Source organism: Streptomyces sp. NBC_00019 (genome assembly GCF_045041015.1).
Lineage (GTDB): Bacteria > Actinomycetota > Actinomycetes > Streptomycetales > Streptomycetaceae > Streptomyces.
Map to the genome: position 1 here is coordinate 1954995 of NZ_CP108302.1, position 17279 is coordinate 1972273.

The following is a 17279-nucleotide window of genomic DNA, read 5'->3' on the forward strand; positions in this document are numbered from 1 at the left end:
GCATGACGCGCTTCACCCCCGCGGAGCTGGAGGCCGCCCGCGACCGTCTGGTACCGGACGTCGTCGCGGACGGTCTCCACGTGCTGTTCTGCGGCATCAACCCGGGTCTGATGACTGCCGCCACGGGTCATCACTTCGCCCGCCCCGGCAACCGCTTCTGGCCGGTCCTGCACCTGTCCGGGTTCACGCCCCGCCTGATGAAGCCGTCGGAGCAGGAGGAGTTGCTGTCGTACGGGCTCGGCATCACGAACGTCGTGGCACGGGCGACCGCGCGGGCGGACGAGCTGAGCGCGGAGGAGTATCGCGAGGGCGGGCGGCAACTGGCGCTCAAGGTGGCGGGGTTGCGGCCCCGCTGGCTGGCGGTGGTCGGGGTCACCGCGTACCGGGCGGCGTTCGACGACAAGAAGGCCCAGGTGGGTCCCCAGGAGCGGACGTTCGGGGACACGCGTGTGTGGGTGCTGCCGAATCCGAGCGGACTGAACGCGCATTGGACGGCGGCGACGATGGCGGAGGAGTTCGGGCGGTTGCGGGTGGCGGCGCAGGCCTGATGGGTCACGGTGGGTCGATGTCTGTGACGAACACCCGGAGTTGAGGCTGATCCTCGCCGTTCCGGTCGGCCACCGCCAAGGTGACCCGGCGGTCGCTGCCGGGTATGTCCCACGTACGCAGGTCGACCGCCAGGGCAGCGAGCCTCGCCCAGGGCTCGGGTATGACCTCACCCCGTGCGATGCGCTCCTGGAGTGTGACCGACCCCCAGCGGGACGGCTCCCCCCACCTGTGCGTCAACCGTTCGACGACAGCCGCCTCGTAGGCGTAGCAATCACTCGCGTCCGGCCAGTCCCCGGGCCCTAACCACGCGGCGTGGTAGCCACTGTGCCCCGCGGGAAAGTCCCGGGCGCACAGCGCGTCGATCAGGGCGAGGTCCTTCGCGATGTCCATGTGATCCAGTAAACCGGGTCCCACTGACAACTGGCGTGCCGTCAGGCGTCCCTGTGCCGCACGCTCCACGCGCCCGCCACCAGTACCGCCGCCGTCCACAGCACGGTCACCCCCAGCCCCGCCCACGGCCCCATCCGACCGTCGTAGGTCTCGTACAGGACCACCTGCCCCGCCCGGTCCGGCAGGAAGTCCGTCGCGCCGCCCACCGCGTCCCCGATCACGAACGAGACGACGAGGACGAACGGGATCAGCAGGGAGAGCGCGCCCACCCCGCTGCGCAGCAGGGCCGTGAGGCCGGCCGCGAGCAGCGCCATCAGCATGAGGTAGAGGCCGCAGCCCACTACGCCGCGTGTCTGCTCACCGGCGGTCAGACCGCTCGCCGCGTCGCCCAGGCCCGCCTTCGCGACCAGGAGCGCGGCCAGGGCGGTGATCAGCCCGACGACCAGGGTCGGTACGGCGATCGCGGTCAGCTTGGCCGCGTACCACCGTCCGCGCCGCGGCACCGCGGCGAGCGATAGCCGCAGTGCGCCCCCGTGGAACTCCGAGGACACGGCCATGGCGCCGAAGGAGATCGCGGCGATCTGACCGGGCGCGACCCCGGACAACGCCGTGAACAGCGGGTCGAAGTCGGGGTCGGACGTCTCTGAGGCGCCGGCGAGCGCGGAGAACGCCGTGGTCGCCGCGAACAGCGCCAACAGCGCCCCGAGGAGCGAGCGGAGCGTACGGATCTTCAGCCACTCGGCGTGCAGAACGGGTGCGTAGGACATGTCAGGCCTCCTGCGGCTGTGCGGTGAACTCGGCTTCGGTGGAGGTGAGGTCCAGATAGGCCTGCTCCAACGTGCCCTCCTCCGCGGTCAGTTCGAGGATCGGGATGCCCGCGGCGGACGCGAGGCGGCCGATCTCGTCCACGCGCGCGTGGTGCACGGTCCAGTGCCCGTCCTCGTGCTCGGCGGCGTCGTGACCGTGTTCGGCCAGGACGGCCTTGAGGGTGGTGGGGTCCGTGGTGCGGATCCGTACCCGCGGCTGCACGCGTGCGTGGATGAACCCGCGCATCGGGGTGTCGGCGAGGAGCCTGCCCCGGCCGAGGACCACGAGGTGGTCGGCGAAGGACGCGGTCTCGTTCATGAGGTGGCTGGAGACCAGGACGGTGCGCCCCTCCCCCGCGAGCCGGCGCAGCAGGCCGCGGATCCAGATGATGCCTTCGGGGTCCAGGCCGTTGGAGGGCTCGTCCAGCATGACCACCTCGGGGTCGCCGAGCAGCGCGGCCGCGATGCCGAGCCGCTGGCGCATGCCCAGGGAGTACGTCTTCACCCGGCGCCGGGCCACCGGGGCGAGGCCGGTCTCCTCCAGCAGTTCGTCGACGCGGCTGTCCGGGATGCGGTTGCTCGCGGCCAGCGTGCGCAGGTGGTCGCGGCCGGTGCGGGAGCCGTGCGCGGCCTGTGCGTCGAGCAGGGCGCCGACGTGGCGCAGGGGTTCGCCGAGGCCGGCGTAGGCGCGGCCGCCGATCGTGGCGGTGCCGGACGTCGGCCGGTCGAGGCCGAGCACGAGCCGCATGGTGGTGGACTTTCCGGCTCCGTTGGGGCCCAGGAAGCCGGTGACACGGCCGGGGAGGACGGTGAAGGTGAGGTCGTCCACGGCTCGTCGGGTGCCGAACTCCTTGGTCAGGTTCTGGACTTCGATGCTGGTCATGGCTGCAGCCTGGCCGGTGGGGCGGGGGCGGGGCCTCCCCCGCGGGTGGAGATCGTCTCCCCCGTGCGGGGGAGGCTCGCTGTCAGTGGCGGCTGGCACGATGACGGAATGGTCCGTTTGCTGCGCCCGTTCGGCCGGGCGGTGACGTACACACGGTTGCTGCATCTGTTCATCGCGATCGTGTGGCCGAGCATGTGGCTGTTCATCCAGGAGGCGTGGTGGACCTGGGTGATGGCGGCCGTGGTCCTCGCTCCGGCCGGGCTGGTGCCCGCGATGCGCACCGTGGAGGGTCTGCAGGCCCGGCTGTTGCTGACCGGTCACCGGCATGACAGCGCGGGCACCGACATCGTCGTCTCGCCGTCCGCCACCTGGGGCGACCGGGGGCGGGTCGTCGTATGGCTGGAGGCGCGGCTGCTGATCGGCTGCGCGACCTCGGTGTTCACCGTCCAGCTGCTCATCGCCTCCGTCGACCTGGTGGCGTCGGCGTTCGGCCGTGACGTCGGGGAGGGCCTGCTGGTCCCGCTCCACGGCCACGCCTGGTGGCACGTCCTGCTCGTGCCCCCGGCGCTGATCACGCTGGCGGTGACGGTGGTCGGCTCGGGCCGGCTCATCACCGCGCTCGCCCGCCGTCTCCTGGGCCCCTCTCCGGCCGATCGCATGGCCGCCCTGGAGGAGCGCACCGAGCAGCTCCTGGAGCGCACCCGCATCGCCCGCGAGCTCCACGACTCCATCGGCCACGCGCTGACCGTGGCCGTCGTCCAGGCGGGCGCCGCCCGCGCGGCCGGTGATCCCGAATTCACCGACCGTGCCCTGGGCGCGATCGAGGAGACCGGCCGGGCGGCCCTGGAGGACCTGGAACGGGTCCTCGGGATCCTGCGCGAGTCCGAGCGGCCGGTCAGCGGCCGGCCGACGCTGACGGACTGCGACCGTCTGCTGGAGTCCGCCCGCGCCTCCGGCGCGAAGGTCGACGCCGAGCTGACCGGGCCCGTCGACACGCTGCCCGCACCGGTCTCCCGCGAGGGGTACCGCATCCTCCAGGAGTCGCTGACCAATGTGCTGCGGCACGCGGGGGCCGTCCCCGTCCGGGTGCGCATCGCGGTCGTGGAGGACAGCCTCGCTCTGGAGGTCCGCAATCCACTGACGGCCGACATACCCGGCCCGGGCCGGGGCAGCGGTCTGCGCGGCATCCGCGAGCGCGCGGCCCTGCTGGGCGGCAGCGCGCACACCGGCCCCGACCGGGGCGACTGGCAGGTGCGGGTGGAGCTGCCGCTGCGCTGATCTACGCTGGCCGGATGCCGGTCACCGTTCTCCTCGTCGACGACGAACCCCTCGTACGCGCGGGTCTGCGGGCCGTGTTGGAGGCGCAGCCCGACATCGAGGTCGTCGGGGAGGCGGCGGACGGGGCCGCGGTGATCCCGCTGGTGCGGCAACTGCGGCCCGACGTGGTCGCCATGGACGTACGGATGCCGCTGATGGACGGGATCGAGGCCACGCGCGCGGTGCTGCGGACGATCGACGTGCCGCCGAAGATCCTGGTGGTGACGACGTTCGAGAACGACGAGTACGTGTACGAGGCGCTGCGGGCCGGAGCCGACGGGTTCCTGCTGAAGCGGGCCCGGCCGGCCGAGATCGTGCACGCGGTACGGCTGGTGGCCGAGGGTGAGTCGCTGCTGTTCCCGGCGTCGGTGCGGCAGCTCGCCGCCGAGTACGGCGAGGGTGGCGGGAATCGTGCGGCCCGGGCGGCGATGGAGCGGGCCCAGCTGACCGAGCGGGAGGCCGAGGTGCTGCGGCTGATGGCCCGCGGGCTGTCCAACGCGGAGATCGCCGAGCGGCTGATCGTCGGGACGGAGACGGTGAAGTCCCACGTCAGCGGCGTACTGGCCAAGCTCGGGGTGCGGGATCGCACGCAGGCGGTGATCGCGGCGTACGAGTCGGGATTCGTGGCGCCCGGCTGACCGGGACCCGCTCACGATCTCTCGGGTCCCCGCACTCGCCCGGCACCGTCCCTACGAGTACGATCCGGCCAACACGCGCACGAGCTGGGAGGACGGACGTTGGGGCGGCTGACCGGCGGGGATCCCTCGCTGCTGCGAAGGATCAATTCCGCGGTGGTGCTGCACGCGCTGCGCGCCACGGACTGCGCGACGCTGACCGAGATCACGCGGGTGACCGGCCTGTCCCGGCCGACCGTCGAGGGCGTGGTCGAGGGGCTCATCGAGGCGGGGTACGTCGTCGAGAAGGCGGCCGACGAGAGTGTCGTACGACGGCAGGGGCGGCCCGCGCGGCGGTTCAGGTTCCGGGCCGAGGCCGGGCATCTGCTGGGCCTCGACATCGGGCCCCACCGGGTCGCCGCGCTTCTGTCGGACCTGGACGGCCGGGTGCTCGGCGCCGTCGCCAAGGACGTCTCCGAGACGGCGTCGGCCGACGAGCGCCTGGAGCGACTGCGCACCGCGGTGGCCGAGCTGCTGCGCCGGGCCGGCGTCGCACGCGAGTCGCTGCGGGCGGTGGGGGTCGCCTCGCCCGGGATCGTCGAGGCGGACGGCACCGTGCGGCTGTGCGCCGCGCTGCCCCAGTGGACGGGGCTGCGCCTCGGTGAGCGGCTGAGCCGTTCCTTCAAGTGCCCGGTCCTGGTGGAGAACGACGCCAACGCCGCGGCGGTCGCCGAGCACTGGAAGGGTGCCGCCACCGAGTCCGACGACGTCGTGTTCGTGCTGGCGGGGCTGAGTCCGGGCGCGGGGGCGCTGATCGGCGGGCGGCTACACCGGGGGTACGGCGGGGCGGCGGGCGAGATCGGCGCGCTGCATCTGCTCGGACGCGAGGTGACGCCGGAGAAGCTGCTGTCTACCACGGACGAGCCGCTGCACCCGCTCGACGAGCAGGCCGTCGCCGAGGTCTTCGCGCAGGCACGCGAGGGCGACCAGCGGGCCCGGGCGGCCGTCGACCGTTTCATCCAGCGGCTCGTCCACGACGTGGCCGCCCTGTCCCTCGCCCTCGACCCCGAGCTGGTCGTCATCGGCGGCTGGGCGACCGGTCTCGTCGACGTACTGGAGCCGCTGCGGCTGGAGTTGGCGCGCTACTGTCTGCGGCCGCCGAAGGTGACGCTGTCGCTCCTCGGCGAGGCCGCCGTGGCGACGGGGGCGCTGCGGCTGGCGCTGGACCATGTGGAGGAGCAGCTCTTCGCGGTGGAGGGCACGGTGACGGCGCGGCGTTGAGGGGCTGCTGCTGCTCATGTTGCTGCTGTTGCTGAAACGCCTCGCGCCCCGGAGTCGCTCCGGGGCGCGAGGCGTGGGGCGCTGCGGCGGTCAGGACGCCCGGCGCTCCGGGTCCTCGTGGATCTCCACGCCGCCGGAGTCGCCGAAGGTCAGCCGGCAGGTGTCGGCGCGGTACGTGGCGACGGACAGCGCGGCGGTGCGGCCCTGCGAGAAGAAGCGGGTCGTCACCACGAGGACGGGCGCCCCGGGCAGCCGGTCCAGCTGCTTGGCGTCGTCGGCGCGGGCCGAGCCCAGTTCCACGGCGCTGTCCTGACCCTCCAGCCCCAGGCGCTGCAGCTCGCGCAGCACGGCACGCGCGCGTGCCGCACCGGACGGGGCGTCTATGGCGGAGAGGTCGGGCACCGAGGACTGCGGGATGTAGAGCAGTTCCGCGGCGACGGGCTGGCCGTGCGTCATACGGGAGCGGCGGACGATGTGCACGGCTTCGTCGTGGCCGGTTTCCAGTGCCCCGGCGACGGCTGCCGACGGGACGTCCAGCGTGCTGTCGACGGACTGCCAGGCGTCCGGGGCCGTGCCCGGCCAGACATGCTGTTCCGTGCCGACGGCGACACCCACGCGGGGCGGGGCGACGGTCGTACCGACACCGCGGCGGCGCTGCAGCCGGCCTTCCAGTTCGAGTTGCTCCAGTGCCTGGCGGAGCGTGGCGCGCGCGACGCCGAACCGGGCGGCGAGGTCGCGCTCGTTGGGCAGGATCTCCCCCACCGAGAACTCGGAGTCCAGCGCCTCAGTGAGCACGGTCTTGAGATGCCAATATTTCGGTTCCGGCACCGTTTCCAGCTGCGTGGTCCCCACCCTGTCCTCCGCAATCGCCGTGGTCCGGCGGCGTTTTAGCGCCCTTGTTTATTAAAGGTTGTTTCACTTCTCTGCGACCATAGGGCGGCCCCCACCCTTGGTCAAGACCAATCCTTGATGACGACAAAGCCCCCGTCGCGGGACGGGGGCTTCGCGCTGGAGTTCGCTACGCGGCGAGCGACTGCAGTTTGTCGGGGTTGCGTACGACGTAGACCGACTGGATCCGGCCGTCGACGACGTCCAGCTGGAAGACCGAGTCGGGCTTGTCGCCCGACAGGAACAGCAACGCGGGGCCGCCGTTGAGCTCCAGGAAGCGGAAGGACATGTCCGGGACGCCCTTGCGTGCGGCGCCGACGAGGAAACGGCCCACCTTGTCCGCCGTCTCGATGACGCGCAGCGGCGCCCTGGACTTGCCGCCGCTGTCGCCGACGAGGCGGACGTCCGGGGCCAGCATCGACATGAGCCCCTGGAGGTCGCCCTCCGCGGCGGCGGCGAGGAAGCGCTCGGTGAGATCCCGGCGCTGGACGGGGTCGACGTCGTGGCGGGGCCGTCGTTCCTCGACATGCTTGCGGGCCCGCCCGGAGAGCTGGCGCACGGCCGCTTCACCGCGGTCGAGCATGGCGGCGATCTCCGCGTACGGGTAGCCGAAGGCCTCCCTCAGCACGAACACCGCCCGCTCCAGCGGCGACAGGGACTCCATGACGACAAGGACGGCGAGGGAGACCGAGTCGGCGAGGACGGCGCGCTCCGCGGTGTCCGGGACCATCTCCCCGAAGTCCGTGACGTACGGCTCCGGCAGCCACGGGCCGACATACGCCTCGTTGCGCGCCTTGACCTGGCGCAGCCGGTCGATGGCCAGGCGGGTCGTGACACGCACCAGATAGCCGCGCGGTTCGCGCACCTCGCTGCGGTCCGCGCCGGACCAGCGCAGCCAGGCCTCCTGGACCACGTCCTCCGCGTCGGCCACCCGCCCCAGCATGCGGTAGGCGACGCCCACCAGGACGGGGCGGTGCTCTTCGAATACGTCGGTCACGGTGTCGGTGCTCACGACACCATCCCAGCCGACGTGCCGCGTGCTGTCCAGGCGAGTCCGGCACGTGCCGCACAAAGGGGGCTACCCGCCGGTAGCAATTGCTGACAAGCTGTCTACACGCCGTCCGGCTGCGAGTCCCAGACGAGGAGCACACGTACATGGCCGCCACCGTCTCGTTCAAGGTCCCTTCCCCGCACGGCCCGCGGACCGTGACCGTCGACTACGCGCGCGTGGGCAGCGGCGAACCGCTGCTCCTGTTGCACGGCATCGGTCACCACCGCCAGGCCTGGGACCCGGTCGTGGACATCCTGGCGACCGAGCGCGAGGTCATCGCCGTGGACCTGCCCGGCTTCGGGGCGTCCCCGGGGCTGCCGGACGGACTGACCTACGACCTCGCCACCACGACCGCCGTGTTCGGCGCCTTCTGTGAGGCATTGGAGCTCGACCGGCCGCATGTCGCGGGCAATTCGCTCGGCGGCCTGCTCGCCCTGGAACTGGGCCGGGAGAAGCTCGTACGGTCCGTCACCGCCCTCTCCCCTGCGGGGTTCTGGTCGGAGGCGGAGCGGCGTTACGCGTTCGCCGTGCTGCTCACGATGCGCGGCATAGCCCTGCGGATGCCCCGGCCGATGGTCGAGCGACTGTCCCGCTCGGCGGCCGGCCGCACCGCGCTCACCAGCACCATCTACGCCCGCCCGGCCCGCCGTTCACCCGAGGCCGTCGTCGCCGAGACGCTCGCGCTGGTGAACGCGACCGGCTTCGCCGAGACCCTCCGCGCGGGTGGCTCCGTGCGGTTCGTCGACGACATCCCCGGTGTTCCGGTCACCGTGGCCTGGGGCAGCAAGGACCGTCTGCTCCTGCGCCGGCAGGGGGTCCGCGCCAAGCAGATCATCCCCAAGGCCCGCCTCGTGCGGCTGCCCGGCTGCGGCCACTGCCCGATGAGCGACGACCCGGCGCTTGTCGCGCGCGTGATCCTCGACGGCAGCCGCTGACCTGTTCGACGCGCGGGACCCGAGGGCGACTCCGGCGCCGACGACGGCGCTCCCGACGGCCTGGGCGACGCCGTAGGAGCCCGTTCCGACGAGCGGGGCGGTGCAGGCGGCGGCGACCGGGATGAGACCGGAGAACAGCGTGGCGCGCTCCGCGCCGATCCGCTGCATGCCCATGTACCAGCACACGAACCCGACGACCGTGACGACCGCCGCCTGCCACAGCAGCGCGGCGGCCTCGGTCCGGTCGGGCGGGCGCAGCCACGCAGTGCCGTCCACGACCAGTCCGGCCGCCAGGGACTCGAGCGCGGCGATCCCGCACACCGTCGCCGACAGCAGCCGTGGCCCCAGGGGCCGCAGCACGGGCACGGCGAGAACCGCGAAACCGACCTCTCCGGCCAGCGCGCACACGGAGAACGCCAGGCCCGCGCCGTCCGTCCGCCCCCAGCCCTGGACCGTGAAGGCGCCCAGGGCCACCAGCAACGCCCCGTACAGGACCGCACGTTGGGGGCGACGCCCGTCGACGAGGGGCACGACAACGGCCACCACGACCGGCGCGCAGCCGACGAGGACACCGGGGACGGCGGGCTCGGCCGTACGTTCCGCCGCGATGACGGCCATGTTGAAGCCGACCATGCCGACGGCCGCGAGCAGCGCGAGGCGGGCCCACTGCCGGGGCGCGAGTGTCCGCAGCCGGGCCGCCGCGCCGCGCCCCACCAGCGGCACGAGCAGCAGGCAGGCGAGGCCGTAGCGCAGGAACTGGCCGCCCGCGTACGGGTAGTCGCCCAGGACGCTGTTGGCGGTGAAGGACGCGCCGACGAGGACGCAGGCGAATGCGGCGAGGAGCGCTCCGCGGGTGGTGGTGGCGTTCATGGGAACGACGCTAGGGAGCGGGGTGGCCCGCATTAAGGTCCATTCCCATGACGTCATCGGAGACCAATCGGAAGCGAGCCAGGACGTCGGGCGAGGGGGCAGGCTCGGCGCCGGAGGATCGGAGCGGCTCCGCGCCCAGCGGTCGGAGGGTGTCCGCGTCGGAGGACGGGGCCGGCACCGCGTCGGGCAATCGGGGGACGTCCGCGCCGAAGGAGCTGGCAGGCTCCGCGTCCGGCGGTCGGAGGGCGGCCCTCGCCTCGGGTGATCGGGCCGGCTCCGCTGCCTGGGAGTTGCTTCTCCCGCTCGGCTCCGCGCCCGCACGCACGCGTGGACGTTCGCTGCAGGCGGCGCTGCGGGCGGCGGTCCGGTCGGGGAGGCTCCCGCCGGGGACCCGGTTGCCGTCGAGCCGGGACCTGGCCGGTGACCTCGGTGTGTCGCGCGGGCTCGTGACGGAGGCGTACGAGCAGCTGACGGCCGAGGGGTATCTGCGCAGCGGGCGGGGGGCGGGGACCTGGGTGGGCGGCGCCGTGCGTTCCGCCGAGCCACGCGCGCGCGATCTCGCGCCGCGTCCCCCCGGCGCCCGCGCGGACTTCGTGCCCGGGACGCCCGACCTGTCCCTGTTCCCGCGCGCCGCCTGGGCCGCGGCACAGCGCGGGGTGCTGGCGGAGCTGCCGCACCACGAGCTCGGCTATCCCGATCCGCGCGGGCTGCCCCGGCTGCGCACCGCCCTGGCCGAACTCCTCGCCCGCCGCCGTGGGGTGGTGGCCGACCCGGAGCGGATCGTGGTGGTGTCCGGGGTGGCCCAGGCGTCGACCCTGCTCGGCTTCGCCCTCCACGCGCGCGGGCTGCGCGAGGTGGGCGTGGAGGATCCGGGCAGTCCGCAGCACGACGGCCTGTACGCCGCGGCGGGCGTCACCGCGGTACCCGTGCCGCTGGACGAGGACGGGCTGGCCGTCGGGCCCCTGCGGGCGTCGGGCGTGCGGGCCGTCGTGACCACGCCCGCCCACCAGTACCCCACCGGGATCGCGTACTCCGCGCGCCGCCGTGCCGAACTGCTCGACTGGGCGCGGTCCGTGGACGGGTTCGTCCTGGAGGACGACTACGACGGCGACTTCCGCTACGACCGGGCCCCGGTCGGCGCGCTCCAGGGTCTCGATCCCGACCGTGTGGCCTACGCGGGCTCCGTCAGCAAGTCCCTCGCCCCGGGGCTGCGGCTGGGCTGGCTGCTCGTACCGGAGTCGCTCGCCGACGAGGTGATCGAGCGCAAACGGACCATGGACCTCGGCCATCCCGCCCTCGACCAGGCGCTGTTCGCCCGTTTCGTGGAGCGCGGCGACTACGACCGCCAGCTGCGCCGCTGCCAGCGCGCCTACCGCGAGCGGCGCGACACACTCGTAGCAGCTCTGGAGGAGTACTTCCCCGGCGCGAAGGTGTCCGGGATCGCCGCGGGGCTGCACGTCATCGCCACACTGCCGGAGCGCTACGGGCCCGAGGAGCGCTTCCTCGCGCGCGTTGCCGCGGCCGGGGTGGCGGTCCGTCCGCTGTCGGACTGCACGCACGCGCGTGCCGAGGGCCCGGCGGAGACCCGGCTCGTGGTCGGATACGCGCATCTGTCCCCCGCGCGGATCCGTTCGGGCGTACGGCTGATGGCCGAGGCGGGCTCCGGATGAGGGACGCCGTACCTCGTCGTGTCCGCGAATCGCACACCGGTTCCCTTACGCCCGCGGTCAGTTGTTCACTTGTGGTTTGCGTGTGCGCTGCGGCGCACGAGTAGTTGTGGCATCGCACACTGGCCGGATCCCGTCCTTGGAGGCGCATCCATGTCACATCGTCCGCTCCCCGACCGCCGCACCGTCCTGCGCGGCTCCCTGGTCGCGTCGGCGGCCCTGGCCCTGCCCGCCGCTGCCGGTTCGGCACCGGCGTTCGCCCTGTCCGGGCGCCCCGCGGCGGGGTGGGGTGTACAGACGGGCGACGTGACCTCGAACTCGGGGCTGGTGTGGGTGCGGTCCGACCGTCCGGCGCGCATGATCGTCGAGACGTCGGCGACCGAGTCGTTCCGCAACCCGCGCCGCTGGCACGGCCCGCTGCTCGGCGCGGACACCGACTTCACCGGCACGACCCGGCTGCGCGGCCTCCCGCCCGGCGAGCAGATCCACTACCGCGTGCTGCTGGCCGACCCCGACGACCCGCGCCGTAACGGCGAGCCGGTCCCCGGCACGTTCCGCACGGCCTCGGCCAGGAGGCGCGACGGCGTGCGTTTCGTCTGGTCGGGCGATCTGGCCGGGCAGGGCTGGGGCATCAACCCGGACCGCGGCGGATACCGGATCTATGACGCGATGGCCGCCCTGGACCCCGACTTCTTCGTCTGCAGCGGCGACAACATCTACGCCGATGGCCCGCTCTCGGCGTCCGTCACCCTGCCCGACGGCAGCACCTGGCGGAATGTCACCACCGAGGAGAAATCCAAGGTCGCCGAGACCCTGACCGAGTTCCGCGGCAACTTCCGCTACAACCTGCTCGACGACAACCTCCGGCGGTTCAACGCCCAGGTCCCCTCGATCGTCCAGTGGGACGACCACGAGGTGACCAACAACTGGTTCCCCGGCGAGATCCTCGCCGACTCCCGCTACACCGAGAAGAACATCGACGTGCTGGCCGCGCGCGCCCGGCAGGCGTTCTCCGAGTACTTCCCGGTCTCGACCCTGCGCCGCCCCGACGGCCGGGTGTACCGGGTGGTCAACCACGGGCCGCTCCTCGACGTGTTCGTGCTGGACATGCGCACCTACCGCAACGCCAACTCGCCGGACGACCAGGCCACCGACCCGCAGGGCATCCTCGGCGCCGAGCAGCTGGCGTGGCTCAAGCGCGAGCTGGCACGCTCCCGGGCGGTCTGGAAGGTGATCGCCTCGGACATGCCGCTCGGTCTGGTCGTGCCCGACGGCACGGACGGCAAGCCCAACATCGAGGCCGTCGCCCAGGGCGACCCGGGCGCGCCGCTCGGGCGTGAGCTGCAGATCGCGGAGCTGCTGCGGTTCATCAAGCACCGGCGGATCACCGGCACGGTGTGGCTGACCGCCGACGTGCACTACACCTCGGCCCAGCACTACCAGCCGTCCCGGGCCGCCTTCACCGACTTCGAGCCGTTCTGGGAGTTCGTGTCCGGGCCGCTCAACGCCGGCGCCTTCCAGGCCAACACGCTGGACGGCACGTTCGGCCCGGAGCGGGTGTTCGTCAAGGCGCCGCCGACCGCGAACGTCTCGCCCGCCGGCGGCTACCAGTTCTTCGGCGAGGTCGACATCGACGGCGGCAGCGGGGAGCTGACGGTCCGGCTGCGGGAGTCGGACGGCACCGTGCTGTTCACGCAGGTGCTCCAACCGGGCCGCGTGGGCCAGTGACTCCCGTACCCTCGTAGGCGGGCCGCGTCCCGGCGTCATCCCCCGGTGCGCGGCCTGCGTATTTTCTGGCCGATGACCCTGCGAACTCCCCCTCACCCAGGGTGTTTTCGCAGGTCAAGGTCGATTGTCAGTGGTCGCCTCTACGGTTTTTCCATGACGCGATCTCTGCAGGCCGTGGCCTATCGCCGACCCTCCGTGCTGGAGTCCGCAGCGGGCTCACAGCGCCTGGGGCTCGAGACCTCACGGGGTGCGACGCCCTCGGGCGCCGAGGACCATCCGCGGTTCTTCGCGGGCTTCCTGACGTCTCCTCAGGTGGCCTCCGCCGGACTGCTCGCGGTGGCCGACGTCGCGGCCGCGCGCTACTTCCAGCCGCAGCTGCGCGCCTCGCTGGACCCGGTGGTGACGGGCAACGGCGACCGGCTGCGCTTCGAGTCCTTCTCCGGCTGCGGCGGGGTCTACGCCCGCCTCGACGTGCTGGCGCCCGGCCTGGACGGCGGCGAGGTGGGGCACGGCACGACGAACGTCGACGTCAACAACCCGCTGCGCGAGGCGCTCTCGCGGATCGGCGCGGACGACCCGCTCCATCTGCGGGTCGGCCCCGAGGAGCTGGCCGTGACCACGCTCGACGGCCCGGTCGTGGAGAAGAAGGTGCCGCTCCCCGACCGCTGGCTGCGCGGCTTCGCGGAGGCCCAGGTGATCGCGGCGGGCTTCGACCTGCGGGCCGAGTTGCCCGCCGCCGAGGCCGTGCGGTTCCTGCGGGCGCTGCCTCGCGGCGGAGGGCGCGGCGCCCCGCGGTGGGTGGTGCCGGCGGGCGGCACGCTGCGGCCGACCACCCGCGCGGTGCCGGGCGCGGTGTGTCTGCCGGGGCCGGAGCGGCTGGTCGCGCTCCAGCGGGTGCTGCGGCACGCGACGGCCCTGCGGGTGTACGGCCCGGCGGTCGCCCCGGGCTCCGGCAGCGCCGCCACGGCCGGCGCCTGGGAGGCCGTCCTGCCGGGCATGCGGCTCACCCTGACGCTGTCGCCCGACGCCTCGCGCGGGTTCTCCGGCGAGGGCGGTGTCCTCGACGCGCTCGCGACCGACGAGGCCGCGGAGGATGCCGAGCTGATCTCTGTGCTCCTGGCATGGGAGCCCCGCGTCGACGTCGCCGACCTCGCGGCCGCGGCGGGCCTCACGGCCGACCGGGTCCGGGCGGCCCTGGTCCGCCTGGGCACCTCGGGCCGCGTCGGGTACGACACGGCGGAGGCGGCCTACTTCCACCGGGAGCTGCCCTACGACGCCGAGCGCGTGGAGCGCCACAACCCGCGGCTGCGGTCGGCCCGGGCGCTGGTGGCGGCGGGCGCGGTCGCCCTGGACGGCACGGTCACGGCCGAGGACGGACATGTGCACCGGGTGCGGGACGAGGCGGGGGTGCTCAGCTGCAGTTGCCTGTGGTGGGCGAAGTACCGGGGCGGGCGCGGGCCGTGCAAGCACGCGCTGGCGGTGCGCATGGTGCGGCGGGGTGCCGCGGTGGAGCGGGAGACGGTTCGGGTCGACGGGGGTGTGCGATGAGCGAGCTCATCGATGCGGTGCGGGGCGGGCGGACGGCCGAGGTGCTGAGTCTGCTGGACGGGATGACGGACGCGGAACGGCGGGCGGCCTTCCCCGAGTTGAAGGAGCTGCGCAAGGAGCTCCGGGCGGATCGCTGGGGCGCGGCCACGCGGCGCGCGCACCCCGCCCTGCATGTGGCGGGCGCGGCCTGCCAGACCGGTGCGGCGGCGGTGGCGAGCTGGCTCGGGGCCTCCGACATGAGCTGGTGGCAGGCGCAGCCGGCGGTACTGATCGATGTGCTGGGCGACCGCGATCCCGCATGGCTGGCGGACGTGGCGCACCGGCTGGCACAGCGTCCGGCCGGTGCCGACGTGGCGTACGAGCTGATGTCCGGCCTGGTGCGTCTCTCGGGCTGTCCGGTGCCGACGACGGACGCGTACGTCCGGGGCTGGCTGCTCCACATCGGCACCACCTGGCATCGAGAGGGCACCGTGCAGGACCGGCTGCGTCGGGAGCCGCATCTCGCGCAGCTGGTGGCCGCAGTCTTCGAGACGGACGACGTGGGCTCCCTGCTGGGGTGGTTGTCCGGTGACGGGCCGAACAGCTGGACCGGGGCTCTGGCCGGGCTCACGGCCGAGGGCACGCTCGACCGGCGGACGATGGTCGACGCGTGTGTCGCCCGGCTCCTGCGGGGCGGCCGGCCCGCCGATCACCGGGTGTTCCTCCGCCTCCTCAAGACACTGGACCTCGCTCGCGACGAAGAGCGCGAACGGACGGCGGACTGGCTGGCCCTCGCCGCGGACGCCACGTCGACGGTCGCCTCGCACGCACAGTCGGTGCTGGGCGCGCTGGCCCTGGACGGCGACCTGCCCGTGCGCCGGCTCGCCGAGATGTCGGGCGCGGTGCTGTTCCGTACGGAGAAGAAGCTGGTACGGGCCCAGCTCGTCCTGCTGGGCAAGGTGCTCGCACGGGACGCCGGCACGGTCGACGAGCTGCTGCCGGGCGCCGCCCATGCGTTCGGGCACGAGGACTCGGATGTGCAGGAGCGGGCGCTGAAGCTGGTCGAGCGGCACGTCGAGAAGGCCGGCGCCGGGGTGCGCGACGAACTGGGCTTCGCGGCGGAGCAGTTGATCCCGGCGTTGCGCGCCCGGGCGGTCGCCGTGCTGGGTGCGGCACCGGCGGCATCGCAGACCGTGGTCCACGAGGAGGTGCTGCCGCCGGTGCCGGAGCCGGTGCGTCTCGCTCCTGCGCCCGAGGCGGCCGCCGAACTCGCCGAGGAGGTCGGGGTGTTGCTGGCGTCCGGTGGGGATGTGGCGACGTTCGAGCGCACCCTGGACGGGCTCGTGCGCCATGCCCACCAGGACCGGGAGTCCCTGATCGGGGCGCTCGGGCCGGTGGTGGCACGCCTGTGGTGGGTCGTCGGAGACCCCGGGCATGAGGGGCAGTACGCCTTCGGCGGCCGTCTGTCCTCCCTCGAAGTGGTGCTGGCGACGTTGCTGGGCAAGGTGCGTACAGACACGCTCCACAGCGCGGTCCAGCACGGGACGTCGGCGCACGCCTGCGTACACAGCCCACTGGCGCAGGCCTTCAACGCCCGCGTCGCGGAGGTCGCGTACCGGCTCGCCACCGACCCGCTGCCCTTCCTGCTGTCCGCACCCACCTGGAGCACGGGGCTGCTGGAGCCCGACGAGCTGGTGGCCCGCCTCGACGAGTACCGGCGCCTCGGTGCGCGGGTGTCGGCGGCGGACTTCGACCAGGCGCTGCTCCGCGTGCGCCGCACGGACGAGTCGGCGTCCGCGGCGGCGGCCGAGAAGGCGGCAGGGCTCGGCACGTCGGAGGGGAAGCGCCTGGCCCGGTGGCTCGCCGCGGGGCCGTCGGCGCTGCCCACGTACCGGCGGCGGACCGCGGGAGCGCGCCTGCTGGTCGAGCTCGGTGAACTCCCGGAGCTGCAGGAGGACTTCGGCCGCGAGTTCCGTCACCTGGGCCGGCCGGTAAGTGTGTACAAGGACCGCTGGCACTGCTACCACTGGGACGACGCCCCTCGCCGGCACTGGCTCGCTCTGCTCCCCGAGCTCCGCGAACTCATCGCGGCCCGCCTCCTGCGTGACATCTCGACGGTCGCCGTCGACGACACCCGAGGAGCCGCCGCCATACTTCCGCTGCTCGCCGAGTCCGGCGGCGAGGCGGATGACGCCGTGCATCTGTGCCTGGCGTACGGGCTCGGGGCCCGGCACGAGGAGGATCGACTCGCCGCCGTGGACGCCCTGCTGGTGCTCGCGGCGCGCGGGCAGCTCGACACATCTCTGCTGGGCGCGGATCTCGGGCAGCTGGTGCGGCGCGGGGCCGTGAAGCCGTTGCGGCTGGCGGAGTCGGTGCGAGCGGCGGCAGCGACCGGGGCGAACGCCACCATCTGGGGACTGCTGCGGCACACCCTGCCCGTGCTGCTCGCCGACCTCGCCACCGGCGGGCCGGACGGACAGGCCGCGAAGGTCCGGGGCCTCGGTGAACTGCTCGCCGTGGCCGCGGAGTGCGCCGAGCGGTCCGGGGCACGGGGCGAGGTGCCGCATCTGGCACGGACAGCGGACCGGCGTGGCTCGTCCCGACTGGTCACGCAGGCCCGGCGGTTGCACAGCGCGCTGGCTCTGGAGGTGGCCGCTTGACGCTCGCCCCACTGCACCGTCTGCCGCAACGCAAACGTAAGAACAGCCACAAATAGTGCAGATCTAGTCTTTACCGCCCGGTCACAAAGCGTTCGTGATCACGCAACACCGTT

14 protein-coding genes and 1 pseudogene are annotated in these 17279 nt (G+C 73.3%); 9 read left to right on the top strand and 6 right to left on the bottom strand.

Translation table 11 applies throughout. From position 1 onward, the window contains the following. Positions 1-2 precede the first annotated feature (2 nt). Positions 3-548 carry a G/U mismatch-specific DNA glycosylase gene (gene mug / locus OHU89_RS09430; RefSeq protein WP_405641637.1) on the top strand — a complete coding sequence of 182 codons (546 nt, stop codon included), beginning with the start codon at positions 3-5 and terminating at the stop codon, positions 546-548. Positions 549-552: 4 nt separating this feature from the next. Here mug and OHU89_RS09435 read toward each other — a convergent pair whose 3' ends face one another. The 3 genes from OHU89_RS09435 to OHU89_RS09445 are packed head-to-tail and all read right to left on the bottom strand — an operon-like array spanning position 553 to position 2628. Next, positions 553-939 carry a hypothetical protein gene (locus OHU89_RS09435; RefSeq protein WP_405641639.1) on the bottom strand — a complete coding sequence of 129 codons (387 nt, stop codon included), beginning with the start codon at positions 937-939 and terminating at the stop codon, positions 553-555. Between the two features lie 41 nt (positions 940-980). After that, a complete protein-coding gene (locus OHU89_RS09440) occupies positions 981-1706 on the bottom strand; it encodes an ABC transporter permease (RefSeq protein ID WP_405641640.1) in 726 nt (241 codons plus the stop codon). Between the two features lies 1 nt (position 1707). Continuing rightward, positions 1708-2628 carry an ABC transporter ATP-binding protein gene (locus tag OHU89_RS09445; protein WP_405641642.1) on the bottom strand — a complete coding sequence of 307 codons (921 nt, stop codon included), beginning with the start codon at positions 2626-2628 and terminating at the stop codon, positions 1708-1710. Positions 2629-2736: 108 nt separating this feature from the next. On the opposite strand from OHU89_RS09445, the gene OHU89_RS09450 reads away from it, so the two are divergent. The 3 genes from OHU89_RS09450 (at position 2737) to OHU89_RS09460 (ending at position 5840) form a co-directional block, all read left to right on the top strand. Further along, positions 2737-3906, top strand: coding sequence for a sensor histidine kinase (locus tag OHU89_RS09450; protein WP_405641644.1), 1170 nt, complete (start codon positions 2737-2739; stop codon positions 3904-3906). Positions 3907-3920: 14 nt separating this feature from the next. Continuing rightward, positions 3921-4583: a response regulator gene (locus OHU89_RS09455; RefSeq protein WP_405641646.1), complete on the top strand. Its 663-nt coding sequence runs from the start codon at positions 3921-3923 to the stop codon at positions 4581-4583. Between the two features lie 99 nt (positions 4584-4682). Further along, complete coding sequence (locus OHU89_RS09460) at positions 4683-5840, top strand: ROK family protein (protein ID WP_266895450.1); 1158 nt, start codon at positions 4683-4685, stop codon at positions 5838-5840. A 90-nt stretch (positions 5841-5930) separates the two neighbouring features. Here OHU89_RS09460 and OHU89_RS09465 read toward each other — a convergent pair whose 3' ends face one another. Both OHU89_RS09465 and OHU89_RS09470 read right to left on the bottom strand, forming a co-directional pair. Further along, entirely contained in the window at positions 5931-6692 is a 762-nt protein-coding gene (locus OHU89_RS09465; protein ID WP_266895448.1) for a GntR family transcriptional regulator, read from the bottom strand. A 166-nt stretch (positions 6693-6858) separates the two neighbouring features. Then, entirely contained in the window at positions 6859-7740 is an 882-nt protein-coding gene (locus OHU89_RS09470) for an RNA polymerase sigma-70 factor (RefSeq protein WP_405641649.1), read from the bottom strand. A gap of 143 nt (positions 7741-7883) precedes the next feature. On the opposite strand from OHU89_RS09470, the gene OHU89_RS09475 reads away from it, so the two are divergent. Then, positions 7884-8714 (top strand): alpha/beta fold hydrolase, encoded by an 831-nt coding sequence (locus OHU89_RS09475; RefSeq protein ID WP_266895446.1) that lies wholly within the window; start codon positions 7884-7886, stop codon positions 8712-8714. A gap of 81 nt (positions 8715-8795) precedes the next feature. Here OHU89_RS09475 and OHU89_RS09480 read toward each other — a convergent pair. Beyond that, positions 8796-9641: pseudogene (locus OHU89_RS09480) on the bottom strand (DMT family transporter); the annotation flags it as partial. Between the two features lie 158 nt (positions 9642-9799). Between OHU89_RS09480 and OHU89_RS09485 the strand changes: the two are divergent. The 4 genes from OHU89_RS09485 (at position 9800) to OHU89_RS09500 (ending at position 17166) form a co-directional block, all read left to right on the top strand. Next, positions 9800-11254 (top strand): PLP-dependent aminotransferase family protein, encoded by a 1455-nt coding sequence (locus OHU89_RS09485; RefSeq protein ID WP_405654398.1) that lies wholly within the window; start codon positions 9800-9802, stop codon positions 11252-11254. A gap of 150 nt (positions 11255-11404) precedes the next feature. Further along, entirely contained in the window at positions 11405-12979 is a 1575-nt protein-coding gene (locus OHU89_RS09490) for an alkaline phosphatase D family protein (protein ID WP_405641650.1), read from the top strand. A 153-nt stretch (positions 12980-13132) separates the two neighbouring features. Continuing rightward, positions 13133-14527 (top strand): SWIM zinc finger family protein, encoded by a 1395-nt coding sequence (locus OHU89_RS09495; RefSeq protein ID WP_405641652.1) that lies wholly within the window; start codon positions 13133-13135, stop codon positions 14525-14527. Beyond that, a complete protein-coding gene (locus OHU89_RS09500) occupies positions 14524-17166 on the top strand; it encodes a DUF6493 family protein (RefSeq protein ID WP_405641654.1) in 2643 nt (880 codons plus the stop codon). Before OHU89_RS09495 ends, OHU89_RS09500 begins: the two co-directional genes overlap by 4 nt. Positions 17167-17279: the final 113 nt, after the last annotated feature.

Bases quoted from the DNA above. Each gene is read 5' to 3' on its own strand.
- mug (WP_405641637.1), top strand. From the start codon at position 3: ATGACGCGCTTCACCCCCGCGGAGCTGGAGGCCGCCCGCGACCGTCTG.
- OHU89_RS09475 (WP_266895446.1), top strand. From the start codon at position 7,884: ATGGCCGCCACCGTCTCGTTCAAGGTCCCTTCCCCGCACGGCCCGCGG.
- OHU89_RS09440 (WP_405641640.1), bottom strand. From the start codon at position 1,706: ATGTCCTACGCACCCGTTCTGCACGCCGAGTGGCTGAAGATCCGTACG.
- OHU89_RS09445 (WP_405641642.1), bottom strand. From the start codon at position 2,628: ATGACCAGCATCGAAGTCCAGAACCTGACCAAGGAGTTCGGCACCCGA.
- OHU89_RS09490 (WP_405641650.1), top strand. From the start codon at position 11,405: ATGTCACATCGTCCGCTCCCCGACCGCCGCACCGTCCTGCGCGGCTCC.
- OHU89_RS09500 (WP_405641654.1), top strand. From the start codon at position 14,524: ATGAGCGAGCTCATCGATGCGGTGCGGGGCGGGCGGACGGCCGAGGTG.
- OHU89_RS09495 (WP_405641652.1), top strand. From the start codon at position 13,133: ATGACGCGATCTCTGCAGGCCGTGGCCTATCGCCGACCCTCCGTGCTG.
- OHU89_RS09450 (WP_405641644.1), top strand. From the start codon at position 2,737: ATGGTCCGTTTGCTGCGCCCGTTCGGCCGGGCGGTGACGTACACACGG.
- OHU89_RS09455 (WP_405641646.1), top strand. From the start codon at position 3,921: ATGCCGGTCACCGTTCTCCTCGTCGACGACGAACCCCTCGTACGCGCG.
- OHU89_RS09435 (WP_405641639.1), bottom strand. From the start codon at position 939: ATGGACATCGCGAAGGACCTCGCCCTGATCGACGCGCTGTGCGCCCGG.